This is a genomic window from Nocardia lijiangensis NBRC 108240 (assembly GCF_001613045.1).
GTDB classification, from domain to species: Bacteria; Actinomycetota; Actinomycetes; order Mycobacteriales; family Mycobacteriaceae; genus Nocardia; species Nocardia lijiangensis.
Map to the genome: position 1 here is coordinate 36,570 of NZ_BDBP01000005.1, position 26,150 is coordinate 62,719.

At 67.4% G+C, this 26,150-nt stretch carries 25 protein-coding genes; 11 read left to right on the plus strand and 14 right to left on the minus strand.

The features are described 5' to 3' along the window. Positions 1 to 88: 88 nt before the first annotated feature. Entirely contained in the window at positions 89 to 688 is a 600-nt protein-coding gene (locus NL1_RS39205) for a site-specific integrase (protein ID WP_245673050.1), read from the minus strand. 47 nt (positions 689 to 735) lie between these two features. Beyond that, positions 736 to 2,229, minus strand: a complete 1,494-nt coding sequence (locus tag NL1_RS39210) for a site-specific integrase (RefSeq protein ID WP_245673051.1) — start codon at positions 2,227 to 2,229, stop codon at positions 736 to 738. 90 nt (positions 2,230 to 2,319) lie between these two features. Between NL1_RS39210 and NL1_RS36120 the strand changes: the two genes are divergently transcribed. Next, positions 2,320 to 2,547: a recombinase gene (locus tag NL1_RS36120; protein WP_084510240.1), complete on the plus strand. Its 228-nt coding sequence runs from the start codon at positions 2,320 to 2,322 to the stop codon at positions 2,545 to 2,547. Positions 2,548 to 2,599: 52 nt separating this feature from the next. Here NL1_RS36120 and NL1_RS02295 read toward each other — a convergent pair whose 3' ends face one another. Continuing rightward, the gene (locus NL1_RS02295; RefSeq protein WP_218024338.1) at positions 2,600 to 2,962 is read right to left on the minus strand and encodes a GFA family protein; all 363 of its coding nucleotides are present in this window, start codon (positions 2,960 to 2,962) and stop codon (positions 2,600 to 2,602) included. 448 nt (positions 2,963 to 3,410) lie between these two features. Here NL1_RS02295 and NL1_RS02300 point away from each other — a divergent pair, with 448 nt between their 5' ends. Together NL1_RS02300 and NL1_RS02305 are read left to right on the plus strand one after the other, a co-directional pair. Beyond that, positions 3,411 to 5,021, plus strand: coding sequence for an SMI1/KNR4 family protein (locus tag NL1_RS02300; protein ID WP_162272674.1), 1,611 nt, complete (start codon positions 3,411 to 3,413; stop codon positions 5,019 to 5,021). Between the two features lie 386 nt (positions 5,022 to 5,407). Beyond that, complete coding sequence (locus NL1_RS02305; RefSeq protein ID WP_067833679.1) at positions 5,408 to 6,397, plus strand: hypothetical protein; 990 nt, start codon at positions 5,408 to 5,410, stop codon at positions 6,395 to 6,397. A 90-nt stretch (positions 6,398 to 6,487) separates the two neighbouring features. On the opposite strand, the gene NL1_RS02310 is transcribed toward NL1_RS02305, so the two are convergent. The 3 genes from NL1_RS02310 to NL1_RS02320 form a co-directional block, all read right to left on the minus strand. Then, positions 6,488 to 7,762, minus strand: coding sequence for a sensor histidine kinase (locus NL1_RS02310; protein ID WP_084510242.1), 1,275 nt, complete (start codon positions 7,760 to 7,762; stop codon positions 6,488 to 6,490). After that, entirely contained in the window at positions 7,759 to 8,418 is a 660-nt protein-coding gene (locus tag NL1_RS02315) for a winged helix-turn-helix domain-containing protein (protein WP_245673053.1), read from the minus strand. Before NL1_RS02315 ends, NL1_RS02310 begins: the two co-directional genes overlap by 4 nt. A 108-nt stretch (positions 8,419 to 8,526) precedes the next feature. Beyond that, the gene (locus NL1_RS02320) at positions 8,527 to 8,748 is read right to left on the minus strand and encodes a hypothetical protein (RefSeq protein WP_067833685.1); all 222 of its coding nucleotides are present in this window, start codon (positions 8,746 to 8,748) and stop codon (positions 8,527 to 8,529) included. Between the two features lie 142 nt (positions 8,749 to 8,890). Between NL1_RS02320 and sigJ the strand changes: the two genes are divergently transcribed. Further along, positions 8,891 to 9,832 carry an RNA polymerase sigma factor SigJ gene (gene sigJ, locus NL1_RS02325; RefSeq protein WP_067833688.1) on the plus strand — a complete coding sequence of 314 codons (942 nt, stop codon included), beginning with the start codon at positions 8,891 to 8,893 and terminating at the stop codon, positions 9,830 to 9,832. Positions 9,833 to 9,913: 81 nt separating this feature from the next. Beyond that, the gene (locus tag NL1_RS02330; RefSeq protein ID WP_067833690.1) at positions 9,914 to 11,101 is read left to right on the plus strand and encodes an NAD(P)/FAD-dependent oxidoreductase; all 1,188 of its coding nucleotides are present in this window, start codon (positions 9,914 to 9,916) and stop codon (positions 11,099 to 11,101) included. A 109-nt stretch (positions 11,102 to 11,210) separates the two neighbouring features. On the opposite strand, the gene NL1_RS02335 is transcribed toward NL1_RS02330, so the two are convergent. From NL1_RS02335 to NL1_RS02355, 5 genes are read right to left on the minus strand one after another with little or no spacing between them, the layout of a single operon-like run. Further along, positions 11,211 to 12,011, minus strand: a complete 801-nt coding sequence (locus NL1_RS02335; RefSeq protein ID WP_067833694.1) for an ESX secretion-associated protein EspG — start codon at positions 12,009 to 12,011, stop codon at positions 11,211 to 11,213. Then, positions 12,008 to 14,551 (minus strand): PPE domain-containing protein, encoded by a 2,544-nt coding sequence (locus NL1_RS02340; protein WP_067833697.1) that lies wholly within the window; start codon positions 14,549 to 14,551, stop codon positions 12,008 to 12,010. Before NL1_RS02340 ends, NL1_RS02335 begins: the two co-directional genes overlap by 4 nt. Positions 14,552 to 14,595: 44 nt before the next feature. After that, positions 14,596 to 15,087 carry a YbaB/EbfC family nucleoid-associated protein gene (locus tag NL1_RS02345; protein ID WP_067833700.1) on the minus strand — a complete coding sequence of 164 codons (492 nt, stop codon included), beginning with the start codon at positions 15,085 to 15,087 and terminating at the stop codon, positions 14,596 to 14,598. Next, entirely contained in the window at positions 15,084 to 15,428 is a 345-nt protein-coding gene (locus NL1_RS02350) for a hypothetical protein (RefSeq protein WP_067833703.1), read from the minus strand. Before NL1_RS02350 ends, NL1_RS02345 begins: the two co-directional genes overlap by 4 nt. A gap of 24 nt (positions 15,429 to 15,452) precedes the next feature. Beyond that, a complete protein-coding gene (locus tag NL1_RS02355) occupies positions 15,453 to 17,225 on the minus strand; it encodes a WXG100-like domain-containing protein (protein ID WP_067833706.1) in 1,773 nt (590 codons plus the stop codon). Positions 17,226 to 17,414: 189 nt separating this feature from the next. Here NL1_RS02355 and NL1_RS02360 point away from each other — a divergent pair, with 189 nt between their 5' ends. Then, on the plus strand, positions 17,415 to 18,530 hold the full coding sequence (locus NL1_RS02360; protein WP_067833709.1) for a hypothetical protein: 1,116 nt from the start codon (positions 17,415 to 17,417) through the stop codon (positions 18,528 to 18,530). 255 nt (positions 18,531 to 18,785) lie between these two features. On the opposite strand, the gene NL1_RS02365 is transcribed toward NL1_RS02360, so the two are convergent. Then, positions 18,786 to 19,238, minus strand: coding sequence for a MarR family winged helix-turn-helix transcriptional regulator (locus NL1_RS02365; RefSeq protein WP_067833712.1), 453 nt, complete (start codon positions 19,236 to 19,238; stop codon positions 18,786 to 18,788). Positions 19,239 to 19,320: 82 nt separating this feature from the next. Here NL1_RS02365 and NL1_RS02370 point away from each other — a divergent pair, with 82 nt between their 5' ends. Then, the gene (locus NL1_RS02370) at positions 19,321 to 20,244 is read left to right on the plus strand and encodes a quinone oxidoreductase family protein (RefSeq protein WP_067833714.1); all 924 of its coding nucleotides are present in this window, start codon (positions 19,321 to 19,323) and stop codon (positions 20,242 to 20,244) included. 633 nt (positions 20,245 to 20,877) lie between these two features. Next, positions 20,878 to 21,261, plus strand: coding sequence for a hypothetical protein (locus NL1_RS02375; protein WP_156094611.1), 384 nt, complete (start codon positions 20,878 to 20,880; stop codon positions 21,259 to 21,261). A 217-nt stretch (positions 21,262 to 21,478) separates the two neighbouring features. On the opposite strand, the gene NL1_RS02380 is transcribed toward NL1_RS02375, so the two are convergent. Further along, positions 21,479 to 22,399 (minus strand): universal stress protein, encoded by a 921-nt coding sequence (locus NL1_RS02380; protein WP_067833718.1) that lies wholly within the window; start codon positions 22,397 to 22,399, stop codon positions 21,479 to 21,481. A 363-nt stretch (positions 22,400 to 22,762) separates the two neighbouring features. Here NL1_RS02380 and NL1_RS02385 point away from each other — a divergent pair, with 363 nt between their 5' ends. Further along, entirely contained in the window at positions 22,763 to 23,005 is a 243-nt protein-coding gene (locus NL1_RS02385; RefSeq protein WP_067833720.1) for a hypothetical protein, read from the plus strand. A 71-nt stretch (positions 23,006 to 23,076) separates the two neighbouring features. Here the strand turns inward: NL1_RS02385 and NL1_RS02390 are convergent, their stop codons facing one another. Beyond that, positions 23,077 to 23,544, minus strand: a complete 468-nt coding sequence (locus tag NL1_RS02390; RefSeq protein ID WP_067833723.1) for a pyridoxamine 5'-phosphate oxidase family protein — start codon at positions 23,542 to 23,544, stop codon at positions 23,077 to 23,079. Between the two features lie 368 nt (positions 23,545 to 23,912). Here NL1_RS02390 and NL1_RS02395 point away from each other — a divergent pair, with 368 nt between their 5' ends. Further along, a complete protein-coding gene (locus NL1_RS02395; RefSeq protein WP_084510243.1) occupies positions 23,913 to 24,809 on the plus strand; it encodes a universal stress protein in 897 nt (298 codons plus the stop codon). 294 nt (positions 24,810 to 25,103) lie between these two features. Beyond that, positions 25,104 to 26,138: a hypothetical protein gene (locus NL1_RS02400; RefSeq protein ID WP_067833728.1), complete on the plus strand. Its 1,035-nt coding sequence runs from the start codon at positions 25,104 to 25,106 to the stop codon at positions 26,136 to 26,138. The last annotated feature ends 12 nt before the right edge of the window (positions 26,139 to 26,150 follow it).

Here is a 26,150-nt window from a genome sequence, read left to right on the forward strand (position 1 = left end):
AAGCACTGAAATGCCGCATATCGCGCGGTTCGAAACGGCCACAGTCTCTTTCGAGCTCACCGAGGTGTGTCGAACCACGCCGAGGTTTCTACTCGGCAATGGTTGGGATGTCACGGGCGGAGGCTCGTCCGGAGATGGACCCGAACGCGGGGATGCCGAGGTCGGTTCCTGTCGCAGTTCGCGTGAGCGTGGCGTCTATTTGGGCGAGCTTGTCCTTGACGCCGGCATAGCTGACTTGCAGTCCCTCGACCTCACCAAGCCAGCCTTCGCGTTTGGCTTCGATGATGCGGGCTTCGAGATTGTCCTGGATCTCTTCGAGCCGGGTGCGCTGGGCGGGGTCCGGCCTGAGGAGCGAGCATCTGACACAGGCGTGCTCATGGACGCAGGCCGTGGCGAATGCTCGTGCGCACGTTCCGACCGAGACTTTGCGTTTTTCGAAGTGCGCGAGGAACGCATCCCATTCGGCATCGGTGGGCGTGCGGTATTCCTCGCTGGGGCGCGTTGCCCGGCGTCGGGCAAGGAACGCTCGATGTGCCTCGATCGTCTCGGCCGGGTAGACGGCCTTGTAGCCCATGGTGGTGTCTATGGTTTTGTGGCCGCAGATGATCTGTGCGATGTGTGGGGGCAGGCCGTTCATGATGGCGTCGGTGACGAATATCCTGCGGAAGTCATGGGCTTGAAACCTCAACGGGTCGCCGTTGGCATCAGTGAGCGCGGTGGCGGCGAGGGCATTGATCAGCAGCTTGCGGATGGCGCAGGGGTGAACGCGTGTCGCTCGTTGCCGATGCCGCGCTGAAACAGTACTGGCATCGGTGGGTGCCAGATCTTCTCCCTGATGTCGTAGGAGACGACCACGGGGATGGATCCGTCTGGGCCGCGGAGGCGTTGGACGATGGCGCTGAGAACATCGGCCAGTTCGGGGCTGACCAGCAACATCCGTTCGGTATCGGTCTTGGATGGTGCGATCTGCAGCAGCGGCACCAGCTCTCCGGTGCCGGGCAGCCGGTATTCGGTGATGCTGTGGTGGGACAGTTCGAGCAGTTCTTCGCAGCGGATGCCGGTCAAGCGCAGGACTTCGATGGTAGCGAACGCCCAGAACGCCTCGTCCTCCTCATAGGACAGGTTGCGACGTTTGCCGGTGGCGATGTCCTCGGCCCAGACAATCCGTCCAATCGCGTTGGGGACAACGGCTTTGCGCAGTGCGCCGTTGCTACCGTCGATAACAGCTCCCGGCTCGGTGGCCTCGGCGACGGCGAGTAGCCGTGCTGCCGACAGGCGCCGATCGTTGGCGGTCCGGAACGGCCGCCGCGGCCGCCGCAGCGTCCACCACAGTGGCTGAATCCGGCCTGGCGGGATCTGGCCATGCATTTCCTCCTGGTACAACCTCAGCCAGACGAACGCATCAGCCGAGGCCGGAACCTGCTGGCTCGCGCGGGTGCCCTTGCGCACCACGGTGATCAGCTGCTGGCCGGGGTCGATATCGCACTGCCGGACTCCCAGCAGCTCCGAGGCACGCACCCCGGTCGAGATCCAGAAGGCCACCAGCGCCCGATCGCGATTCGACCTCAGCGCAGCGAACAACTCGTTGAAGCGCTGATCGGGAATCGCGCGTGGAATCCGACGCGGCATCTTCGGCCGGTAGCGCCCGACCCGCTCATGCGCCCATCCATCCATCGGATTTCGATGGGAGTGGGCACGTCGTGACCGTCGAGCACGATCGAGTGGGAAGGGATTGAGTATCGGACCGGTGCCCGCATCCCGATGAAAGTCGTAGAAGCCCCGCAGTACCGTCTCCGAGTGCGCCACCGTCGCGACCGCGTATCCAGTCCCAAGTGTCGGCTTAACTGTAATCGGATTCGGCTGGGCTGCAACACTATTCACCCACCCGGCGCCGTCGACGCCCGTGCGTGGCCTGCGGTGCTTCACCGTCAGCTGGATCCAGCAGCTGAAATCGCGCGCCTCCACTCGGGTTGCACGGTCCCAGTCGACCTCGACAGCCTGCAAGAAGCGCCACCACCGCAGCAGGTCCATGCCGTACGAACGCAGCGTTGCCGCAGATCGCCCCGCCGCCAACAGTTCAGGTAGGAACAAGCTCACCGGCTCCACAATCTCGCCATCCGCATCGAGCAACCGGTAGGGCTCACTGCACCCTCCGGTCGATACCACCCGGCCGTCGCGGGGCACCACCAGAACGGCGAGGTCGCGGTGACTCTTCTCCGATTCGATCACGCGGGCAAGCTACCGACACCTCATAGACCGCGGGTGCCTCGACCAGCCCCAACGCTGAGTTAGTTCAGTCAACGGTGCATACGATGCCCGATGCTCAACATCAATCCGAAGATGTTGCCGCGGTTGGCCGAGATCGAAGCTGACCTGGTTGGGCGGCGAGCCCGCGCTACCCACGAATCCTGGCTTGGCGAGATCGAAGGGATCGATTTGACACTGTCGTTCTTGCGGCAAAAGCGTTCGGAGACAGAACGATTGGCACGGCTAACACCAGCAGGACCGGTGTTGATCACCCTGGCTCCACCGCCTAAAGCCGGCTAGGGGACGGTCGCGCGGGACGGGCAAGCGTGTCCGTCCCGCGCGGCGCGCGAGGTTATCCCAGCGGGGGCAGCCACGAAACTGCATTATGAGCGAAGCTCTGCTTGACCGGCACTAGGTCGGCATGACTATCCAACGCCGTGATCGTGACCCCCACCATGCCAGCTTCATCGCCCTTCGACCCGACCGACGACCCGCACTTCGGACAGAACCCCCGGCAGATCTGCGGGAAGGTCTCGAACCAGGTCGGGGCCCCACCGGGGCCGGTCCACTCGAAACCTTCCTCCGGGAAAGACACCCAGGACATCACTGGCGCACCCGAAAGCCGCTGGCAGTGCGCACAAGAACATAAATGCGGGAAAGCTGGGTCGCCGGTCGCGGAAAACCGGATATAGCCGCAAAGACATCCGCCGGTCACATCGCTCCTTGTTGTTAGGCACCATGCGTGTATGAATAGGGTCGCTCGTGCTTGTACGCGTGAGCCACGACGCTGGCCTCAACCTCGAACAACCTCCGCGCGGAGCAGGCGCCAGCCCACTCTGCCACGCGGTCGTTCGCCACCGTGGAGGACCGCGAGGTTGCCAGTCGTGGAATCTCCAATGGCCGTACAGAAGTGGAACAGGTTGACGCGCTGCTGATTGGCGGATGCCGTGTTACCGAACGACCGATATGCGGCAATACAGTGCGTTCTGGGCCGACAGGCCAGTGCCTGCCGGTAGGTGAGCATTACCGACCGTGGCCTCCGAGCAGGCACCGGTGTCAGAGGTGGATGTGATGATCGGACGATGCACGTTAGCCCCGTTGAAGAGTCCTGGCGACGGATCGACTCATGGCTCGCCGCGCATGCACCGCGTACCTTCTCATCTTTGCGCCCACCCGCCTCGCAGGAGGCCATCAGCGCCGCAGCTACCGAGTTGGGGGTGGAGTTCCCCGCGGATCTGGTCGCGTATCTGCGGCACCATGACGGAGTCTCGCCCGGGGAGCGGGGTTTCGTCTCCCCCGAGGAGGGGGGTTTCAGCTTCCCCGGCTATCAGCCCTACACCCTCGCCGAGATCCTCTCCTCGGGCCGGATGCACCACGAACTGTGGGGCCGGCACGGCGAGGACCTACCATTCGAGGGCTACTGGCACCAGGATTTCGTCTCCTTCGCCCGCACCTCCAGTGTGGACGCACTCGTCGTGGACTGCCGTCGAGGCGAGTCGTTCGGCGCGGTAGGCAAGCATGTGGAGTCCGAGGGTACGAGCTTCGGGAACTGGGAAAGCCTCGCAGCCTTCCTGGAGCAGATCGCCGACTCTCTCGAGGGCGGAACCGCCATAACAGTGGGGCTAACGTATGTGCCTGTCGTCGACGACGGGATGCTGCTGTGGGAGTACGCTCCCGAACGGCGAGCCGAGCCTCGGTCCCTGTTCGACCTCGCGCTCGCCGGCCCGGTCATCGCCGCGCCAGGCCGGACGACTTCCCACGCCACGCTGAACAAGACCTGGCCCAGCGGTTACGACAATTTCTGCCTGACCTTCGCGCAGGACTTGGACGAGACCGAACTCCTGCGCCGGTTCGGCGCGTTGCCCGAGACCCGGCGCCCACGGTGGAGGGAGGAGGCAGCAATTCCAGACCAGCGGCAGGACCCTCGCGTGCTGCTGCCGGTGGTCCGCGTGGGAACCCACGGCGGTTGGGCGTTCAGCATCGAGGAAGGTCTTCATCTTTTCGAGGGCACACGCGAGGAGGTGCTGCGCCGTGTGTCCTGTGGCACCCGCGCGGTGTCCGTAGGCTATTGGGGCGACGGCACGACCTCGGTGTCCCTTTTCGACAACGGCGAACTGGTGACGAGGTACGACACCCGACCGCCCGTCCCCCACGGCGCGCGCGACCCGTTCGAGGTCTTCCCCGGTCTGCCGACGCCCGTTCCGGAACCCACACCCGAGCAGCGGCGGGAACGGCTGCTGGCGGTGTGTGACGCGGTCGTTCGCCGCTGCGGCATCCCACTGCCACCGCCCGGCCTGGAGGGGGAACTCGACAGCGCGCGGATCCTTCCCCTGCTCCCGGACAACAACTTCGGGCTTCCGGAGAACAACTTCAAGACACCCGTGCCTGACCGGTTTGCCTCCCTCGTCGACGCCGCGACGCCCGAGCGCCTGCGCCGCGTACTCGCCACACAGATGTCGTCACTGGCCACCGAGACCGGACTCGACACCTATGACGAGGTCACTGCCGCACTGTCCCTGCTGAGCGAGGAGGATCACCCCGGCGTTACCGACGATTCCGCCCTTGACCTGCGGCTGCGCCGCGTGCACGCCGAGGCCCAGGTGATATACACCGACTGGAAAGACCGGTCCCTCTGGCAGGACCGCGCCATGGCCGCCCGCGCCCTGGCCGACGCGCTCAACCTGTCGGCCCGGGAAGCCCTGGGCTTGGTCGTGGGGCTGCGTCAGGACCCCCATTGGCGGCAGGAGTTTCGCAAGCAGTTGACCGACGACTGATTCCTGCATGATCCTTGGTCGCTACTGGGGAAGCCGGATACCCCGCTGCGATCCGCCATCCATGCCGTGACGGAGAGCAATGTGCGGACGCAAAATCAGGGCGCGGCCCAGCCAGCACGACGAGCGCAGGTAGCGGCAGTAGCGCGCGTTGGGAAGCGCTGTCGGCCAACAGGTTTGGACGGCCGACCAACGCCCGGGTCGCGGCATTTGCGGACATGTCGAAGTAGAGCCGGAGTAGTAGCTGCTCTCACCAATTCTCGGCCTGCACGCATGCCGAACTTGTCGGTGGCTGGTTGTAGCGTTCGCGGAATGAACTGGAGACCGTGGTTGGAGTTGTGGAGCGAGGAATGGATCTCCCGCAGAGATCTCGAGGAGCTGGTCGTTGTATGACTCGCACTACCCCGCCACGTCCGGTCGATCTCGAGGCCGTCTTTCCTGAGCTGGCGCCACTGGCCCGCACCGCGACTCGACTGCACCCACGTCCGGGAGTCCCCTCGCCCCAAGACAGTTCGATCGGCGGCCCACTGTTGTGGCCGGCGAGCGAGCCATGGCCGCACTGTTCCGAGGACGGCCACGACGCGGGACCGATCCCGCTGATGTCGTTGGCGGACGCCAGGCTGCGACGGCGCATCGAATTGGCCAGAGAAAGCAGGGAGGAGTGGGGATACACCACCGAGGAGCAGGCGCTCCTCCAACGGATCGAGAAGGTGGACGTCCCGGAGGGGCCCATCGCGATGCTGCCGGTCGCCCAGTTGTACCTGCGTGACGTGCCCGGTCTGCGTCCACCCGAGGGTGCGGATCTGCTGCAGGTGTTGTGGTGCCCCTTCGAATTTCACGGCGACGGAATGCCCACGACCGCAGTGTTCTGGCGGTCCGCGGCGGCGGTGACCGACATTCTGCTCGCCCCACCGGAACCGGCGGCAGTGGACGGCGTGGCCTACGTACCCGAGCCGTGCTTCATCCATCCGGAAGAGGTGATCGAATACCCGAGCTCGCTCGAGCTCGGGCGGGAGATGCGGGAACGACTGGACCGGCGGGCCATCGACGAGCTCGGCATCGAGTACCACAACTTGTGTATCGCGCCCGGCTTCAAGGTCGGAGGCTACATCAATTGGGGCATGACAGATCCATATCCGAACCCCTGCTCCACCTGCGGCACCCCGACCGAGCCGCTGCTGACGATCGCCGGCACGGAGTGGAACTTCGACGTCCACCACTGGATCCCGTACGAGGACCAGGCCGCCAACATCGCGTGGGGTCCTATACAAGGCGGCCCGAGCAGTCCGACCCGGATCTGTGTCTCCGACGACAACGCCCAAATCATCCGAGTCTGCCCGACATCACACGAGCACCCACACATCCAGATGATGCAATAAGCCACGCCCCGACCGATCGGTTCCACGTACCCCGCACCACCCTCACATCGGCACCCGAAATCCTGGAGCCGGTCCCGTTGGACAGCTGAATCACGAGTGTCCGAGTACGGGCGGCGGTAGCGCGATCGTGGCGAGGGCGCCACCGCCCGCCGCGGGCTCCATTGTCGCGGTGCCGCCGTGCAATTCGGCGATCCACGCCACCAGAGCCAGCCCGATGCCGCTGCCGCGACCGCCGGTCACCCCGCGCTGGAACGGATTGCCGGCCACCTGCGGGTTCAGCCCGGGGCCGTGGTCACGCACGCTGACCCGCCCCTCGGCCACATACACCTCGACGGGTGCGCCGTGGTTCATCGCGCCGTGCGTGACGGCGTTCTCGAGCAGATTGCGCACCGCGAGGCTCAGCAGGCCGGGATCCCCCACGACTACCGAGGGCTGGGTCCGCACGACAATGCCCGCATTCGGGAACTCCTCGATCACCGCCTCGGTGAGCTGGTCGAGCAGCAACTGCACCCGCTCCATCTTGGTGACGCCCGCCTGCATCCGTGCCCGCGCGAGCAGTCCCGCCACGATCCGCTCCATCCGGGAACCGAGGGCCCGCGCGTCGTCCAGCGCGCGCTCCACCTCGTGTGGGTTGCGCCTGCGCGGCGCGGTGACCAATCCGAGCGTGGTCAGTGGGGTGCGCAGTTCGTGGGCGGCGTCGCCGAGGAAGCGCTCCTGTTCCTCGAGCATGACCGTGACCTGGCGCATGCTGCGCCCGGAGAGCCAGTGCGCGGCCATACCCGACAGGATGACAAGGGTGAGCCCGCCCACCACCAGTCCCCACAGCAGCAGCGCGCGTTCCCGGTCGAAGACACCCGGATTGGCGCCCGCGATGACGACCGCCTCGATCGGGGAGTCGTCCCAGATCATGTGCTGGGCGACCAATCGCACCGGCCTGCCCTGACTGTCGATGCCGTCGCGGAAGATGGTGTCGGTGGCCACGGTGGCGTCGTCGACCACGCCTTGGACGACCTCCTCCTTCGGCAGCCAGGAGCGCAGGTGCGAATAGCGTTCCTGCCACTGGCCCGCGCCGTCGTTGGACAGCACCAGCACCGCGGTCTCGCCATTGGCGAGGTCGTAGTTCTCGACCTGGCTGATATCGAAGGTGTCGTCCTCGAGCAGGCCGATGCTGCGGTTGACGCCCGTGGCCACCCGGTCGATCGCGTCGTCCATGGCCTTATCCCGCGAGCGGGCGTCGATGGTGGTGGCCACCAACCCGAGGAGGATCAGGCAGGTCGCGGTGACGGCGGTGATCAGCGTGGTCAGCTGCCACCGGGTGCGGCGCAGCCGCCGGACGGCGGGGCGCGCGTCGGAGGTGGCGATCACGGTACGAATGGTTCACCTCCGATCATGAAGCCCGCGCCGCGCACCGTCTCGATCACCGGCGGTGCGCCGAGCTTGCGGCGCAATTGCGCGATCACCGCGTCGACCACGTTCGACGTGGGTTCGGCCATCTCGTCCCAGCAGCATTCGATCAGCTCCGAGCGGGTCACCACGCTGCCCGCGCGGGTGGCGAGCAGTTCGAGGACCGCGAACTCCTTGGGGGTCAGCGACCGCAGAATGCCGGCCCGCTGTACGCGGCGGCGGGGAAGATCGATATCGATATCGCCGAGTCGCAGGCGCGCCGGAGCGGGGTGCTCGCGGCGGCGGCACAGGGCACGCACCCTGGCCGTCAGTTCGGGCAACGCGAACGGCTTGACCAGGTAGTCGTCCGCGCCGTTCTCGAAGCCGGCGATGCGGTCGGCCAGACCGTCGCGCGCGGTGAGCATCAGCACCGGGACCCGGTGGCCCGCGGCGCGGTGCGCGGCGACCAGGTGTAGGCCGTCGCCGTCTGGCAGGCCGCGGTCGATCACCAGGCAGTCATAGGTATTGACGGAGATCTTGAAATCGGCGTCGGCGAGGTGACCGGCGAGGTCGACCGCGAAGCCTGCGTAGCGCAGGCCCGCCGCCACTTCGACGCCGAGCCTCTCATCGTCCTCCACGACCAAAACCCGCACGAGATCAGACAATAGGGCACTTCACAAATCGTTCGCCGCCGGAGTTCGGGTGGCCCGACCCCTCCGGGCCACCCGCTCACCGAACCGGTCGGCTCAGTAGGTGTACAGGTCCCAGCCGTTGGCGACCTCGACGCACTCCCATTGGGTGCCACCGGTCTTCGGCGAATTGCCGTCCGCGGCACAGGCCTCGTAGGTGGCGTAGTTACCGATGAACGGGGTGTGCAGCGGGGCGGGCGCGGCGGCGGCGACACCGGCGCCGGCGGCCACGGCGCCGAGGGTGAGTGTGGCAGCGGCGATCGCGGACTTGATCTTCATGGGGTGGATTCCTTTCCCGCGCGGCGTCTCCGCGCTGGGGACAGAAAACCAAGCCCTCCGTGAGATTTTCATGATGAACGCGACGCCGCTGCTCAGCCCGGCGGCTGGACGCGACCGGTGCGCATGGCCGACCATGGCTGACATGTTGCTCACGCGCGAGGCCGATCTGTTCGAAAGCTCCAGGGGCCGCCTGGAGGCGATCGCCTACCGCTTGCTGGGCTCGGCCAGCGACGCCGAGGACGCGGTGCAGGAGACGTATCTACGCTGGCAGGCCGCCGACCGCGAGTACGTGGAGACGCCCGAGGCGTGGCTGACCAAGGTGCTCACCAATCTCTGCCTCAACCAGCTCACCTCGGCCCGCGCGCGCCGGGAAACCTATGTGGGGCAATGGCTTCCGGAGCCAGTGCTGGCCGGCGACCCGATGCTGGGCCCGGCCGACACCGTCGAACAGCGTGAATCGGTGTCGATCGCCATGCTCACGCTCATGGAGCGGCTCACCGCCAAGGAGCGCGTGGTGTACGTGCTGCGCGAGGCCTTCGGCTACCCGCACCACAAGATAGCCGACCTGCTCGACATCACCGAATCCCATTGCCAGCAGGTCTATCGCCGTGCCAAACAGCACTTGGCCGTGGAACGGGCGCGCATCGAGGTGGACGAGGCCGCCGCCCGCCGGATCGTGGAGGAATTCCTGACCGCGGCGGTCAGCGGCCGGACCGACGAGCTGGTGCGGTTGCTCGCCGATGACGCCGCCATCATCGGCGACGGCGGCGCCTTCTTCGCCACCTTGAACAGGCCGCTCGTCGGCGCCGAGCGCATCGCGCTGTTCGTGCGGCTCGCCATCAAACCCTCGGGCGCCAAGTGGGACAAGCTCGGCGGCAAGCCCACACCGTTCGCCGCGATCGTCAATGGCAGGCCCGCGCTGGTCCTGGTGGCCGAGGATCGGATCGTCGGCGTCGTGGTGCTGGAGGTGACTGCCGACGGCATCGCCGCCGTGCACGGCCACGCCAACCCCGACAAGCTGGCGCACGCCAATCGCCAGTGGGCCACGTACACACCGGGAGCGCCCCTGCCCGATCTATGGTGACCCATGTCACGGTCGGCTCCTGTCAGCATTCGTGAGGCTGTCCGGTTCGAGTTCCGAACCCACCGAGACAGGAGCAACACCATGAAGCACCGCATCGTCGTTCTTGGAGCCGGGTACGCCGGAGCCACCGTTGCCGGCCGCCTGGCCAAGCGACTGCACCGCGACGACGTCGAGATCACCCTGGTCAACGCCGATCCCGACTTCGTCGAACGGGTGCGCCTGCACCAGCTCGCCGCCGGGCAGGACCTGCCGGTCCGCCCACTGCGAAAGATGTTCGCGGGCAACGGTGTTCAGGTGCGCATCGCATGGGTCGATTCGGTGGACGCGGACCGCAAAACCGTCGAACTGATCGGCGAGCAGGGGGCCGAGACCCTCGCCTACGACACACTCGTCTATGCCCTGGGCAGCACCGTCGCCGATTTCGGCGTCCCCGGCGTCGTCGAGCACGCCCACCAGGTGGCGAGCAAGCAGGCCGCGCTGCGGCTACGGGAACGCCTGAACCAGCTGCGGGCGGACGAGACCGTGCTGATCGTGGGTGGCGGCCTGACCAGCATCGAGATCGCCACCGAGATCGCGGAGGCGCGCCCGGATCTGAAGGTCGCCATGGCCGCGCGCGGCGGTGTCGGCGAGTGGCTCGACGAGAAGGCGCAGAGCCACCTGCGCGGCGCGTTCGAACGCTTCGGTATCACCGTCCACGAGCACGCCGACGTCACCTGGGTCACCGAGGATGGCGTGGCCACCCGATCGGGCGTGGAGATCCTCGCGCAAATGACTGTCTGGACAGCGGGATTCGCCGTGCACCCGATCGCGGCCGCCAGCACGCTCACCGTCTCCGAGGCCGGGCGGATCGTCGTCGACGCCACCCAGCGCTCGGTCTCGCACCCGGACGTGTACGCCGTCGGCGATGCCGCGCACGCCGCGGGAGTGGGCGGCAAGACGCTGCGCATGGGCTGCGCCACCGCCTCCCCGATGGCCTGGCTGGGCGCCGACGCCATTGCCGCCCGGCTGACCGGACGTGAAGTCCCCGATGCCCCGATCGGCTACAACAGCCAGTGCATCAGTCTCGGCCGCCGCGATGCCATCGTGCAGAAGGTGACCAAGGAGGATCAGCCGACCTCGAAGGTCGACGTGGGCCGCAAGGCCGCCCGCGTGAAGGAGCTGATCTGCTCGATCGCGGCCTGGTGCGTGAAGCACCCGACCCTGCTGGCGCCGAGCCGGCGTCGCCGGGTCGTCGAGACCGGCGCGGCGGCTCCGGTCGCGACCGTCTGAGCGCGCGGGTGCGGAACCGGCACAGGTCCGCCCCAGCCGGAACGAGCTGGGGCGGACCGGGATGCGGCAGACGTTCAGTGCAGCCCCGGCGCGGGGCACGATCGCGGCGTCAGTCCTCTGTCTCCCTATGCGATTCCATGCGCGCCAGAATGTGGTCGATCTGTTCGCGCACCCACTCGGTGAGGCCGTCACTGCTCATCGCGGTGGCGACCGGGGCCGGGTGGTCCAGCGGCATGACGTAGCGGCCGTCGTCGGGGAGGTCGCGCCAGAGCATGCCGGCTTCGATCAGGCCGCGCGGGCCGTACTTGGAACGGCCCTGCAGAACCTTGACGATTCCGGTGCTCACCGCGGGGGTCGCGAAGAAGGCGTCGCTGCGGACTGTGTCGTCGTCTGTGTCGTCGTTGTCCATGACACCGGACGACGGGCCTTGGTTGACGATCGTGGGTTCCGAGGTCGGCAGGGCGAGCTGGATGTCGTCCAGACTGCCCGCATTGCATGTGGGCAGCAGCCCGAGCACGGTATCGGCCAGTGCGTGCGGGTCGCATTCGACAGCGTCGAAACCATCTGCGTGCATGAGGGTTTCGCCGGGGCGCTGGGTGATGATGTACCCGCGGGCGCGCTGCCGGACGGCATGCACCCGAGTGCGCGCTTCCGGGTTGTCGAAATCCTGGTCGTCCCAGGCGTGCGCCACGATGAAGATGTCAGGTCGGGCGATGGCGCCCGCCATGGCGTCCAGTTCGTGGTCGAACCGTTCCCGCAACTGCTGCTGGACCTCGAACTTCTCCCGCTCGTAGTCGTCCGCCAGCCGGGTGCGGCTGGTGAAGACGAACGGGGCGGGCAGTTCGCCCTGCCGCACCTCCTCGCACAGCAGATTGAACTCCAGATCGGTGAACTTCCAGGTTCGGCTCACGAGTCGATCACCGGCTTCACTCGGTCCGGCACGGCGCCGATGGCGTCGTTCAGATGCGCTTTGGACTTCAGGTACTTGGCCGGCTTTTGCGCGGTATCGCCCTGCGCGCCGCCGCCCGCGGGGGCACCGGCCGGACCCATCATCGGGGGACCGCCCATCCCGTGCGCGCCCTGGCTCGCTGCCGCTGTGGCCGGGTACAGCGGATGTTCGGCGCCGGGCAGCGACGCGCGCGGAAACGCACGGGCCTGCTGGTAAGAATGCTCGGACAGACCAGCTGGGCTGCCCACACCACCGGAACCGGCGCCACCGCCGCCCGCACCGGACGCCGGATCGACCGGCAGATCGCCCACGGCGGCGGCGAGCGCGGCCGGGTCGAACCGGCGCAGCATCTCGTGCAACTGGTCCGCGCCGGGCAGGGTGGCACCGAGCTGACCGAGCGACTCCAGTCCCTGGGTGAGCGCCTTACCGATCTGGCCGAGGAAGTCCCTGCCCGCCTGGGCGAACGACGCCGGGCCGCCGTCGGCGCCCGTCGGCTGACCGGGCAGCCCGGCCACGGACGACTGGCCCGGCAAGCCGGCACGCGAGGACGAGTGGTCACTCGTGCCGGTCGCGGCCGCCAGCGCCTTCTCATCCAGCGCGTCCGGCAGGTTGTCCAGCACCGACCGCACCTGCGCCGGGTCGAGACCGGTGAGCTTCGCCAGTTCGCCGACGTCGGCCACCTTCGGGATGTTCTTCAGCACCGAGCGCACCTGTTCCGGGGAGAGGCCACTCTTCTTGGCCAGGGTGTTCTCGTTCAGCAGCTTCGGCAGATCGCCGAGCATCGAACGCACCTGGGCCGGATCGGCACCGGTGGCCTTGGCGAGCGCGTCCTCCAGCCCGCTCGCGCCGGATCTGCCCGCACCCGCCCCCGATGACCCACTGCCCGTTCCACCGCTGCCGGACGATCTGCCCGCCGCGCCGTTGGGCAGCGGAGCGGACCCGAGCGACGGGACGCTGGGCATGCTGGTGCCGCTGCCTCCGGAGGGCGAGTCAGCCGACTCGCCGGGAAGACTGCTGCGTGGGAACGGATTTCCCGAACTCGACGGGCGCGACTGCGTCCCGGCGCCGTCCGGCGAACCAGCGCCGGACGAGCCGACCGGGGTCGCCGCACCGCGGGCGCCGGCCGCGGCGGACTCGGCCTTCCTGTGCGCGGCTTCGTAGCCAGGTGGGAGCTGCCCCTGCGACCTGGAACCCTCGCCGCTGCCGCCACCGCCCTTGGCGCCGTTGGGCAGCGGGGCACCCGCGCCCGATCCCGTGCCGCCCGATCCGGTGCCGTCAGTGCGCGGGCTTGTGCCGGAATCCGGTGTGCCGTAACCGGACTGGCTCGCCGGGTCGACCTGCCCGTAGCCCGGCTGGTACCTCGGATCCGGCTGCTGGTTCCCGTAGCCGTCCTGGTTGTTCCCGTACTGGCCGTTGCCGTTGCCGTACTGGCCGTTGCCCTGCTGGTCGTTCCCGGGCTGGTTCTGGCCCTGACCACCCTGCGGCGCCGGTTGGGCAATCGGACCGTTCACCGCGGGCATCACCGAGACGGTGTTCTTCATGCCCTCGCCGTAGTGCTTCTGCCACTCGTCGCGGTACCGGCGGGTCACCTTGCCCGGGCAACAGTCACCGGGATCGGGGCTGGAGGGCATGCTGAGCCTGGTGAGGTGCAGCCACTGCGCGCTGTAGTCCAGGTTCTGGCTCATCGCGATCATCGAGGTGGCCAGCGGTTGCACGCCGTCGGAGTAGTTCTTGATCGCCGCGGCCGCCGCGGTCGCGCCCTGACCCTCCCATGCCTCGGTGCCGGTGTTGATGGCGTTCACGAAGGTGTTGAGCTTGCCGAGCAGGTCGTTGGCCATGCTGTGCCAGGTGCTCGCGGCGGCCAGCACCGGAGCGGGGTCGAGATCGCGTCCCAGCTCGTATAATTCGCTGAAGGCGAGGCTGTCCTTGTTCTCGACGCTGGCGGTGACGCCCGGATCCTTCTCGCCCTGGTAGTCCTTCAGCGAGGCGGGGAAGCTCTCCGCGTTCGCGTTGCTGACATGCGGTTTGCCGTCCTTGCCCTTCCAGGCGAATCCGCCGCTCGCCTTGTCGAATTCGGCGTCCGGCCCGCCCGGCTTGCGTGCGCCGGGGGTGTAGGGACTGGCCTCGGTCGGCATCTTCAGGCCGTCGAGCGCCTTGAAGTCGCTCTCGGACTCACCCTCGGCGTTCGCGTACGCCTTGCCCGCCGCGATGTAGGTCTCGCCCATGTCCGTGACGATGTCGGCGTGATCTTTGAGGATGGTTCGCAGCCGGTTTCCTTTGGCGGTGAACGCCATCGCCAGCTGGGTGCCGGAGGTAAGGGTGCCGATCGGCGCGAAATTGTCGAGGCGCAGGTTCGTCGCGGCCTCGGCCATACCGAGCAGATCGTCGACCAGATCGGCGCAGGCGCGAGCGGCGGCCAGCGCGTCGGTCGTGTCGAACTTCAGATACCCGGCCTGCGCCTGGTTCTTCAGGCCCGACCACGTGCCTGGTTCGAGAGCCATCCCGTTCACCCTTCTTGTTGCACGGACGCACCGCATGCGCCGCGTCAGTCGTCGTTGTCGGCCACCATGGACCGGGGCGCGCGGGCGCCGGAACCGTCGTCGTCGGGCCAGCGGCTCGGGTCCGGCGCAGTCAGTGGCGGTGGCGGCGCCGTCGGCATGAGCGAGCCCAGATCCGGTGCGCCCTCGATGATCTCGGAGAGTTTCGGCAGGGCGTTCTTGCGTTCCAGCAGCGGGAGCATGAGCTCCCGGCTGCGCTCGGCCACCTTCGCCGCGGCGGCCTGCACCGCCGCGGTGACGTTCTCCGCGATCTCCTCGAGGGTCAGATCCAGGACGTCGTCGGCGAACTTGGTCTCGATCAGGATGCCGTCGGCGTTCACCGTGACCTCGATGCGCTGATCGCACACGCTCACCGTCTCGGTGAGCCGCGAACGCCGCTGCTGCAGTTCGGCGATACCGCGGAACTGCTCGCCGAGACCCTCCACGAGCGTCCCCATGTCGGCGCGCAGGCGTTCGTTGACTGTGGGCTGCCCGGTCACGGCGTCGGCTTCCCGAACTGGCCGGCGTTGCCGGAGTCGGTAGCGGCCAGCGCGTCCGCGGCATCACGCTGCCCGGTCGCCATGTCGCCCAACGTGGTCGCGGCGCCGATGGCGCCCTCGATCAGGTTGTCTCGCGCCGCCTTGTAGCCCTTGTCGCCGTCGAAGAACTTGTGGCCGCGCTTGTCATCACCCCACGGCATGACGGTGCCGTCGGACTCGATACCGCTGAGGGTGTTGCGCAGCTTCTCGGCAACCCCCTTGGCGTCGTTCGACAGCTCCCGGGTCAGATCCGAGGCGTGGCGCAGCTTCTGGGGATCGATCTCCAACCGGTCCGCGGCCATGGCGCTCCCTTCTGTGTCGTCGGATTACGGGGTGAACGGGACGTCGACCTGCTCGTCGGCGTTCTCGGGTGGCGCGGCGCCCTGGGCCGGCAACCACTGCTGCCCGGAGGAGCCACTCGACGATGGCGGTGAATACGGCCCGGGCAGCGGTTCCACCCACGGCCACTGCTTGGGCCGCGGCTTGCCGCGCACGTCCTTGCCCTCGCCCAGGAACGGTTCGCCGCGGTGGGTGGCGGTCGAGCTTCCGTTGCCGCTCCCGCCATTCACTCCGGTCACCTGAGCACCGGATGGGAGCGGGGGTCGCTGCGCACCGCCGGAGCCGGAATGCCCGCTGGTCGACGAGGATGACGACCCCACCGGCGCCGGGGGAGCGGCGTGCGACGATCCCGAGCCGGACGAAGACGGTGGGGTCCAGCCGCCGTCGACCGAGGACGACCACGAGGTTGGGGGTTGATTGGTGCGGGCGTCGTGGTAGACGCTGTTGCCCGAGCTACTGCTCGAACTGCTTCTACCGCTCGAACTGCTCCCACTGCTCGAGAACGAGCTCGCGGCGTCGTGGTAGACGCTGTTGCCCGAGGCGCTGCTGTGTGAGGACTGCGGCCGGCTCGACGAGCCCGCAACGGTGGAGTGCACCGGCTGAACCGAGGACGACACGCTCGCACCGGAACCGCTGGCCGACCGGCCGGACGACCGGGAACTCGACCCGCTGGACGAACCGTCGCTCACCGGTGGCCGGGGCGCCCCATTGCCGGAATTGGGTTTCGGCATCCAGACATAGGAGCGAATGTCGCCGTGCCCCGGCGGAATCGGCTTGCCGATGGCGAAACCGCCGCGCGCACCGCCCACCACCGCACCCCGCGTGATACCGCCGACCCAGCCCGGCCCGGAGGCGAAAGACGAGAAGTCTCTGGTCGCCGCGCCCACGGCCAGGTTGCCGAAAACGGTGCCGACCGCACCGGAAACGCCGCCGATCACCACGCCACGACCGACCCGGCCCGGGATGTTGTTCAACTGCTTGCCCGCGACCTTGTCGATACCGTGCCCGAGATAGCGCCCGAATTCGCGCCCGGGCACCACGCCCGCGACACCAGCGAGGATGGACAGCCCGAACTCCTTGCCGTTGAAGTGCCGTCGTTTGCCCGCCGCGAGCTGGCCGACCTGCACCGAGCCGTTGATGGTGCCGACGATGGCGGTCGCCTCTATGGCCCGCGCACCGTAGACGCCCCAGCCCTTCGCGGTGGGAAAGACTGGCCGCAGCCGCGCGGCCTGGGTCCAGAAGTGCCGTTTGGCGGTCGAAGCGCCCAGGCGCGCAGCGAGATTGGTGATCGCCTTCTGCACGAAGTCCTCGAACACCTTGAGGAAGGAGCGTGTAGTGGTGATCGCGGCTGCCTCCACCGCGGGCGCGGTGGGCGGAAAGAGCCAGGCCCACAAGATCTCCAGCGCCAGCCAGGCCAGCGTCACGATGACGGTGATCTTGGTGGCCTGGACCTCGGTGCCCATGTCGAAGGTGCTGTCGCCGACAGTGCTCATGAAGTTCGTCAGCGCCTCGATGGAATGTTCACCGGTGCGCAGCGCGTCGTAGCGGGCGCCCATCGCGGTACCGCCCTCGCCCTGCGGATAGGCGTCGATGGTGGCCTGTTTGGCCGCATCGACATCGGCGAGCAGGGCCGTCAGCTCCGCGCTCGCCGTCTTCCATGCCTCCGACACCGCCCATGCGACGTCCTCGTCGCCCTCCGGCCAGGTGGTTCCGGCCACCCAGGCCAGCCACTGCAACCCCTCGGGCATGTGAATGGTCATCGCTGCACCGCGGCGGCTCCGTACCGCCCCATCGGATTGCTCACCGCAGCTCTCCTCTCGGCGTTCGATGTCGTGGGATTAGAACGCAGACAATTGAATTCGCAATGACGGGCAAACGAATTCGCCGCACCGGCGCCGTTCGCTCCCGAGTGGTAGCGTGCGGGCCCGATCGAGGAGGTGCCGTTTTTCATGACCGCAGAAGAGGATTCGCTCCTCGCCGATTCCGAGTCACCGCTCGCCGACGCGGCGAGCCGCCGGATCGCCGCGGAATTGCTCGCGCTCGCCCCGCCGGGCTGGCACGAGATGCAGGCGGTGTTCGCGCTGACCGCCGTATCGGAGCTGGCGTCGGTCTTCTTCACCGACGAGCAAGGCCATCCGGCCCAGGTGCTGCCCTCCGAGGAGGTGCTGGCACTGGTCCGGCGACATCGTGAGGCATCGGCCGCCCTGCCCGGTGGCCCATGGTGGCGCTACCTGGTTACGGCGTCGGCGTCCGGCGAGATCGGTGCCGAGCACGACTTCGGCGCCGAGCCCTTCCCGGACGACCACCTCTTCCCGCCGGAGGTGTATCGGGCTGACCTGGAGGCGTTTCCGCGGGCGCGGCTCCCGATCTGGCTGGCAGCCCATATCGGGCACGAGGACCGGCAATCCCGGCCCACCGAGCAGGCGGGGGCACTGGCCCGGACCGCCACGCTCACCCCGGAAATCGAGACGACATTGCCCGCGCTGCCATTGCTGGCGATGCGCTGGGCGGTGATCGCCGCGGCGTTCGTGGCGGCCGGATCTCCATGGGGGCCGCGGGTTCTGCCCGCGCTCGGCCTGTTCGAGGGCGCCGAGCGCAGCGGTTCCTCGCTATGGCTGGTCCCTGGCGACCGTGCGGTGCTCTCCGGCGGAATATGGAACGACCCGGTGCTGGACGCGGTCTACAACGCCGGCGCTCCCATGCCGGATCTCTACGCGGGCGCGCCGGGGTGGGTGGCGAACCCGCTGCTCAACCCGCGCGCCGGGTCTGGGTTGCTCTCCTTCTGCTACTGGTGGGAGGGCGCCCACTGGTATCGTGGCGCCGCCCCGCCCGCGAGCGAGGTCGCGGCCGCGATTCCCGGGGTATGGACCAGGGAGAGCGCAGCCGACATCGTGGCGTCGCTCGCCGAGGAATCAGGCGTCGAAACGCGGGACGCGGCACTGGAACTGGTGCTGGCCGCGGAGCACGGCGCGGCCGAGCGCGCACTGCTGGTGCGGCTCTTCGGCGAGCGCGAGGATGTGGACGGCGCGCTACATCAGCTACTCATGGCGGGCGCGGCGGACTAACCGTCAGGGGCCTCACCGGAGCGCCCATCCGATATTCGATGGCCAAGGCCGGGCTGCACTCGCCGACCCAGCACCTGGGCATGGAACCGGCACCGTACAAGATCAGGTGAACGCGATCGGCGGCCTCCGCGTGCGGCGGGCAAGATCGAAGCCGCTGTCGCACAATGCTTTTGGGTCAGCCCCCACGCAAGCGAGCACGCAATGTCGATTGGGGCAGAGGCGTTCCCGTATCGGGGTCGTTGCGTTGATTTGGGCTCACAGTGGGTTCGTAGACCCTTCTTTCCCGGCGTCCCCCGTTGGCCTTCCCGAAAGGGAATCGAGCAGTTGTGTGAGCACCTGGCGGTCGTCGGCAGCTAGACGTGCGGTATAGGGCGCGAGGGCCGCGTGAATCTCCTCCTGCACCCGTTGCACGAGTTCGCTGCCCATCGGAGTGATGAACACATCGACCACCCGGCGATCCTGGGGCGACTTGCCCCGTGCCACAAGGCCTCGGCGTTCTGCCCGCTCGACGAGGCCGGACATCGTGGACTTGTCCAGCCCCAGGAACGCCGCCAGATCGGTCATGCGCGGTCGGCGGTCGCGCAGCAGGCCGAGCAGCCGCAGTTGGGTGAGGGACAGATCGTGCTCCGAACCGATGCGGGTGAGCACGGCCATCACCCGGAATGACGTCCGGACGAGAGCGTCTTCGAGCGCGTCGTCAGATCCCATGCCGGAATCCTACTTGACATGGTTTGTATTACCAACCAAACTGAATCTAGTTTGTAATACCAACCAAATACGAGGAGTTGCCATGCACGCCGCTGTTGTCACCAGCTTCGACGCTCCGCCGAAGTACGGCGAGTACCCCGCCCCGGTCGCCCAGGAGAACGAGATGGTCGTGGACGTTCTCGCCGCAGGTTTGCACCAACTGGTCAGGGCTCGGGCGAACGGCACGCACTACAGCAGCACCGGCACGTTCCCGTTCGTTCCCGGCGTCGACGCCGTCGTACGCGACCAGCACGGAAATCTCAGGTACACGGTGGTGGACGACAGCGATCTGGGCACGCTCGCCGAGCAGACTGTGATCGACCCCCGCCGCAGCGTGCTACTGCCGGACGACGCCGACCCGGTGCGCATCGCCGCCGCGATGAACCCGGCGATGTCGTCCTGGGTCGCGCTGCGCCGCCGTATCGCGTTCCAGAAGGGTCAATGCGTCCTCGTCCTCGGTGCCACCGGCAGCGCCGGCAGCATGGCGGTGCAGATCGCCAAACGGTTCGGTGCCGCGTACGTGATCGCCGCCGGACGCAACGCTTCCCGGCTCGAGGCACTGCACGACCTCGGCGCGGACGAAACAGTGACCTTCGAGCGCGCCGACCGCGCCGCCGAGGTCGACATCGTCATCGACTACGTGTGGGGAGAACCGTCCGCCCGAGCGATGACCGCGATGATCACCGCCCGCCGCGACCGCAGCGTTCCGCTGGACTGGATCCAGATCGGATCCGTTGCCGGTCAGACGATTCCCGTCGACTCCGCGCTGCTGCGCGCGTCCCGGCTGCAGATCTGCGGCAGCGGAATCGGCTCGGTACCGGCCCGCGACTTCCTCGCGGAGCTGCCGGAACTCGCCGACGCGGTGCACACCGACGCGATCGCCGTGCGTGCCCGTCCCGTGCCCCTCGCTCAGGTCAGCGAGACGTGGAACGCCCAAACCGACGACCGCATCGTTTACGTCCCGTAGCGCACCAGCCCGCCAGTCCGGATCTATTCCTCAGCGGCATCGACCTGTTCCTCACCGGCAGTACCACCGTCCATCCACCCACCAGGTGAACGCCACACCAGCAATGGATCAGTGAGTCGGCCCCGCACACGCGGGGCCGACCCCCGCGGCGACGTCCGGTGTTATGGCGAGGCTTGTCGGCCCCGCGTGCGGGCATGGTCCACTTGGTGCAAATACCGAGCGATCCTGGAGACCGTGCGGCCCGCACGCGCGGGGATGGGTCTGGTAAGGCGCAAACGAAGAGCATCGAAAGGTGCGGTGGACAGCGCACGGACGAGGAAATAGACCGCGACGACGATCAACGTCCAGAACCCGACCATGCCGATGCGGCACAGAGTTTCACGCGCGCCGTTGTTTGCACCGTGCCACCCGGCGATTCCCTCGACCGTCCGCGGGCCTGCTCGCTCTGGAAATCTCTGTGCGGCGTTGGCCGAGCCGGAACCGGATCGGGGTTCGGTCAGGGTGTTCCCCGATAGCCCTGCCGGTCCAAAGCTGCCTACGGTGTGATCGAGAACCAACAGGCAAGGGGCACAGACGATGTCGGACCGCCGTGCGTCGGGCCTCTTTATCGTCTTGGTGCTGGCGATCTCGTTGATGACGGCGAACATAGCGGGTGGGCTCATCCTGGCCCTGTCGCCCCTGCTCGTCACAGTGATCATGCTGGGGTTGACCGGTGAGGCGACCAGCCGAGCCGGATGGTCGCGACTAGGTATGGGCCGCAGCGGGATTCGGCACTGGCCCGCGGCGATCGGTGCGAACGTCGCGGTATCGGTGATCGCCACCTGTCTGGTGGTACTGCTCGGGTTCGCCACCTTCACCCGTCCCGAACCCGACCTCGCTACCACCGTAATCGCACTCGCGATCACCGGGCCGATCTTGGCCTTCGCCGAGGAAATTGGATGGCGCGGTTACTTGTTGCCCCGCATGACCTGGCTCGGGCGGCGACCAAGACGCCGCCGCCCGCAACCGTGCAGGTGATCCGGTGAGATCCTCCAGACGACGTGTCGTCGGCGAGAGCCCGAGGCTGGTGCTGCCGGGGCGGTCACCCTCACGAAGTTGCCCAGGCGGTCGCGTCGCTGGTGCCGGAGACCGCCTCCTACGCGACGGGCAGCTTCCTCGATTTCGCGGGCGGCCGCTGAAACCGGGCACGCATTCCGAGGGGGCGACAAATGCTGATCGATCCCGAGCGCGTTGGTCAGTCGGGGTGGACGACCATGACCGGGCAATGGGCGTGTTGGACAAGGTGATTGCTGGTCGAGCTGAGCAGCATTCCGCGGAATCCGCCCCGGCCACGGCTGCCGACGACGACGAGTTGTGCGGTCTTGGACCATTCGATCAAGTGTTTGCGGGCTCCGGACAGGTAGACGCGGCGGGTGACCGCGACGGTGGGGTATTTCTTCTGCCAGCCGGCCAATCGTTCCGAGAGCAGCGCGTGTTCGGCGGTTTCCAGTTCGGCGATCGGGATCTGGAGATAGCTGGTTCCGGCGAACTGGCCTTCTGACAGGTCGCTCCAGGCGTGCACCACGATCAGTTCGGCGCCACGCTCACACGCTTCGTCGAACGCGGCTTGGATCGCGGGTTCACCGACGGGACTGCCGTCCATGCCGAGCACCACCGGGCCGCTGCGACGCAGTTGCTGTTGAGTGCCGGTGTGCCGTGCCACCACGATGCGTCCCTGGCCCTGACTGGCCACCGCCAGGAGTGTCGAGCCCAGATGGGCGAAGGACCCGACCCCAGGGGTGGCGCCAAGGACGACCAGATGCGCTGTCGAGGACAGCTCGATGAGCAATGCGGCGGGGTTGCGGTCGGACAGCTCTGTGACGACCTCGAGGTCAGGGTGGTTCTCGTGGGCGATGCGCTGTGCGCTTTCCAAAGCCTGGTGCCCGTGGTCGCGGAGGGTCTCGACGACCGAGGGCACGAACACCTCGGCCGAACCCAGCACCGCGCGGGTGGCGGCAAGGTCGTAGCCGTGGATGATGATCAGCCGGCGTCGCCGGTCGGCCGCGGTCTGGGCGGCCCATACCACGGCGTGTGAGCTGGCGGGTGAGCCGTCGGTCCCGACCACCACCGCTGCCGAGGCCGAGTCGTGTAGGTGGGGAAGGTGTTCTGCGGTCATTGCTGGTGCCTTTCAGTGAGGGCTCATCGCCGACGCGCCCCGCACACCGGCGGGGTAGAGAAAGTCGGAGCCTCGGCGTGCTCGGGCCGCCGCGCTGGACATCAGTATCGATCGCCGCGGTTCGGTGAACCCAGGGCCAATGGGCCTTGGCCGAAAGGCTCAATGTCCCACGCGATCACGGGTCGACCGACCCCAGCGCGGTTGCAGCCGCCGGGTGTGGGGACTTGGGCGCGGCTGGATGCAACCGGTGCGGTTGCTGTGAAACACCAACGCGCAGAACGTAGTCGCGGAGATACTGCTATCAGCAGGTCGGTCGCCTGCGGGGGTGGGCCTGCAGCCGGTCCCGGGCTGGGAGGACCGATCGTGCTGCTGCTCGGTGACCTGCCCCGTGATACCACTGTCGTCGTCGAGGATTTCGACGTGTTCCGCTACTACCTCGACCGATTCTCCCACGACGAGGTGCGGTGGCGCAGCGATCAGGTTGCCGCGGCCATCGATGAGCTCGGACTTTCCGACCTCTACAACGGTCGCCACCAGTTGGCCCGCGCGCTCGGTGAAATCAGGCGCCACTCAACTCATCACACGATCACCGACGGGCCGTTCTAGCCGACGCACGCCCCTACTCGCAAACTCGGATTCCGGAGTCGTGCGTAGTCAGCATGCCGCTCGGTGTGCGGCTACGAGCTGGCGGTGCCTGCGCCATCGGCGGTGTGGTTGCCGATGATTCTGATACCGGAGACGAGCGTGGGCTCGATCTCGATCACACCGTCCATCGGCGAACCGATCCACGGCTGGAGGAGTCGCTCGTAGCGGGCGATCCGCGCGGGATCGGTTACCGGGCGGGCGATCCCGGTGACTACCACCGACCAGCCGGTTCGGCGGTCGACGTCGATGTCGTCGGCCTCGTAGGCCACCACGACCCCGGATCGGCTCTGCACGGCGGTGGAGAACTGCGAGGCGAGCCGGGTGCGCACGATGACCAAGCCGTCGTCGAGCAGGTGGTTGACCGGACGGATCGCGGGCAGCGCGTCGCGGGTGTAGACCACACGGCCGAACGGTGCCTGTGCGAGCAGCGCCAAGGCATGCTCTCGCTCCAATTCGACTACGTTGCAGTCGGTTCGGCCGACAGCGGGGGAGCCGCTCACCGTCGCGCGCCTTGTCCGATGTCGCGGTGACCGGTGAGGCGGGAACGCCGGTTGGCGAATCCCGCTGTGGCGGTCGGTTCGCAAGGTCCCACGTGATGCCCTATCCGTTCGCGCGTGTGCTTACCTCAATGCTGGTCGATCCACCTCACCAGCTTTGCCGAGCCTTGATTAGGGCCGAAGGTCGCCAGTGGAGGGGACCAATCGCTCCTCGCTGCCGGTGTCGCGTCGGTGACCGATCGTGTTGGACGACAACACCGTCGCGCCAGGTGCGCTGAGGTTGCCGCCGGAATGTTGGTGTGCCGAAGGTCCTTCGGCTTGGAGTATCGAGGCCCTGCCAGCGTCGGGGTGGGTTCCCTCATCCTTCAACCATGGGATCTGAGACTTGCGGTGTACCCGCCGAAAGCGTCGTCGGCACCCAGGAGGTGCAGGCGCCGGTCATTGCTGGCATCGACGGATCGGAGGTGGCGGTGCGAGCGGCGTACTGGGCCGCTATCGAAGCCGACGCGCGGGGCGTGCCGCTGCAGCTGGTGCATGTCGCCATGCACGACGAGGTCAGCTTGGAAGGTCTGGAACTGGTGCTGACCGCTCGTCAGACCGTGATCGACAGGTGGGGACGCACCTGCGAGCGTCCGGCGCCGGCGATCGAGCCGCTGGTACTGGCCGGAGACCCCGCTGCCCGGCTGGCCGAGTTGTCCGCGGCCGCGACCCTGCTGGTGCTTGGCGACAACCAGGCCGGTCCGCTGGCCGGACTGTTGTGTGGCTCGGTGGCTGTCACCCTGGCGGGTGCCGCGCGGTGTCCGGTCGCGTTGATAAGGCCGTTGCACAACGCCGCGTCGGCAGTCGGTCCGGTGCTCGTCGCTGTCGAGGAGACCGAATCGCCAGCGCTGCCCGCGGCGTTCCATGCCGCCGCGACCCGCCACAGCACACTGTTGGTGGCCGACATCCGCCGCCGCGCCGTGGCCGACGGCTACCTGGAAGACCTGGTCGTCCGCTACCAACGACAGTTCCCGACCGTGACGGTGCGGTCAGTGACGGTCGCCGGTGATCGCCACACGGCGCTGGAACGCTTCAGCGCCACCGCCCAGCTGCTGGTCATCGCCCGCGACGGGCACCGGAAACTCCGGACACCCCTGAACCCGACGCTGCATTTGGCCCTGCACCACACGCACTGCCCAGTGCTGGTGCAGCCCGAAGCCAAACCAGCCGCGGCCGGAAGCGACCACGTTGACAGCCATCGCACCAGCGCATTACCCGCCTTCGGGTAGCCCGGGCAGGTAGCCCCGCAACCACTGCGAGTGCGCACCGCCCCTGCCGCACCCTGGAGTGCTTCCACACCCATTGGTTCTCGTTGTGGGCCAACGGAGTTCCGCACGGATTCCTGCCCACCACCCGTGAACTCGGCGGCCACGATATGTGGCCCGCCGAGCTAGGCGGTGAATCCGATAAACCTGCCCGAATTCGGTGAGCCGCGAATTTGTCGGTCGGACATGGGAACCTCGAGGCATCGGATCGAGCACATTGATCGCTCGAAAGTTGCACCGGCACAAAGGGGTTCCACCATGGGATACGTCTACGGGTTCCGTCACGGCACCGAGAACCTGTTCGAGATCGGCCAGACCACAGCGACTCCGGAGAGGCACAAAGCCACGTTGCAGACCAACTGCATACACCCGTTGTCGCTGTTCGACGCCATCGAGACCGACGAGTACGAGGCACTCGGAAAGTACGTCGAGGACACCTGGGCCGATCGGCGCGGCGAGGAAGGCGGATCGGAGATCTACCGCCTCACCGAGGACGAGGCCGCGCAGCTGTTCGCGCAGTGCTGGGCCTGGCTCACCGAGGAGCTGCCCAAACTTCGGCAGGTCGAACAGCTCGAGGATGTCGAGCCGGAGACCACCGTGCTGCCACGTGAGCAGACCGCGGAGCGACTGCGACAGCCGTGGATCGAATTGCGGGACCAGGAACGGGATCTACGGGCCGCCTGCGATTGTGTCACCACTGAGAAGCTGCTGGTCGAGACCGAACTCGAACTCAGCGCTGATCTGTTGCTCGATGAACTCCACCCGGTTCCCGGGGCGTCCTTGCGAGGCCAGCTGCGTGATAACCCATCTATCGGCCCTGCTCCGGCACTCACCTGGTTACTGGAAATTCCGGGCTGGCCGGACGGGAACTCCGCGGTGAACGTCATGATCGACCGGATCCCGCTGAATGTACCCTCCTGGCGCGAACTCGAAGGCGCACAGGTCGAATGCACTGAAGCCGACGAGCCGATCGCGGCATACGCCTACGACGGTTGCTGGTTCCAGTTCGAGTATGTGCGCATTCAGGTTCTACGTCAGGTCGGCACAGTGGCACGGTTTGCCATCGAGCTGGACTACAGCGACGAGATGTTCTGGATCGAGCTGGCCGATGGCGAGAAATTCGAAACCGACCGGCTCTGCGCGATAGTGGATGTCGAGTTCGAAGGCATTCGAGTGGAACTGGACGCCGACCGGCAATTGGCCGAGTTCACCGACCCTGCCGATTTGGTGTTCGACGCCGCCTCCGACTTGTACAGGCCGGTGGTGGAGCCTGCGCAACGCGAACGCCCGTGAACAGGCGCACCA

What these genes read in the sequence shown, in the direction of transcription:
- NL1_RS02400 (WP_067833728.1), top strand. Translation starts at nt 25,104, where the DNA reads ATGGGATACGTCTACGGGTTCCGTCACGGCACCGAGAACCTGTTCGAG.
- NL1_RS02365 (WP_067833712.1), bottom strand. Translation starts at nt 19,238, where the DNA reads ATGGGATCTGACGACGCGCTCGAAGACGCTCTCGTCCGGACGTCATTC.
- NL1_RS02380 (WP_067833718.1), bottom strand. Translation starts at nt 22,399, where the DNA reads ATGACCGCAGAACACCTTCCCCACCTACACGACTCGGCCTCGGCAGCG.
- NL1_RS02350 (WP_067833703.1), bottom strand. Translation starts at nt 15,428, where the DNA reads ATGGCCGCGGACCGGTTGGAGATCGATCCCCAGAAGCTGCGCCACGCC.
- NL1_RS02305 (WP_067833679.1), top strand. Translation starts at nt 5,408, where the DNA reads ATGACTCGCACTACCCCGCCACGTCCGGTCGATCTCGAGGCCGTCTTT.
- NL1_RS02395 (WP_084510243.1), top strand. Translation starts at nt 23,913, where the DNA reads ATGGGATCTGAGACTTGCGGTGTACCCGCCGAAAGCGTCGTCGGCACC.
- NL1_RS02340 (WP_067833697.1), bottom strand. Translation starts at nt 14,551, where the DNA reads ATGGCTCTCGAACCAGGCACGTGGTCGGGCCTGAAGAACCAGGCGCAG.
- NL1_RS02330 (WP_067833690.1), top strand. Translation starts at nt 9,914, where the DNA reads ATGAAGCACCGCATCGTCGTTCTTGGAGCCGGGTACGCCGGAGCCACC.
- NL1_RS02360 (WP_067833709.1), top strand. Translation starts at nt 17,415, where the DNA reads ATGACCGCAGAAGAGGATTCGCTCCTCGCCGATTCCGAGTCACCGCTC.
- NL1_RS36120 (WP_084510240.1), top strand. Translation starts at nt 2,320, where the DNA reads ATGCTCAACATCAATCCGAAGATGTTGCCGCGGTTGGCCGAGATCGAA.
- NL1_RS02370 (WP_067833714.1), top strand. Translation starts at nt 19,321, where the DNA reads ATGCACGCCGCTGTTGTCACCAGCTTCGACGCTCCGCCGAAGTACGGC.
- NL1_RS02355 (WP_067833706.1), bottom strand. Translation starts at nt 17,225, where the DNA reads ATGACCATTCACATGCCCGAGGGGTTGCAGTGGCTGGCCTGGGTGGCC.
- NL1_RS02320 (WP_067833685.1), bottom strand. Translation starts at nt 8,748, where the DNA reads ATGAAGATCAAGTCCGCGATCGCCGCTGCCACACTCACCCTCGGCGCC.
- NL1_RS02375 (WP_156094611.1), top strand. Translation starts at nt 20,878, where the DNA reads ATGACGGCGAACATAGCGGGTGGGCTCATCCTGGCCCTGTCGCCCCTG.
- sigJ (WP_067833688.1), top strand. Translation starts at nt 8,891, where the DNA reads ATGTTGCTCACGCGCGAGGCCGATCTGTTCGAAAGCTCCAGGGGCCGC.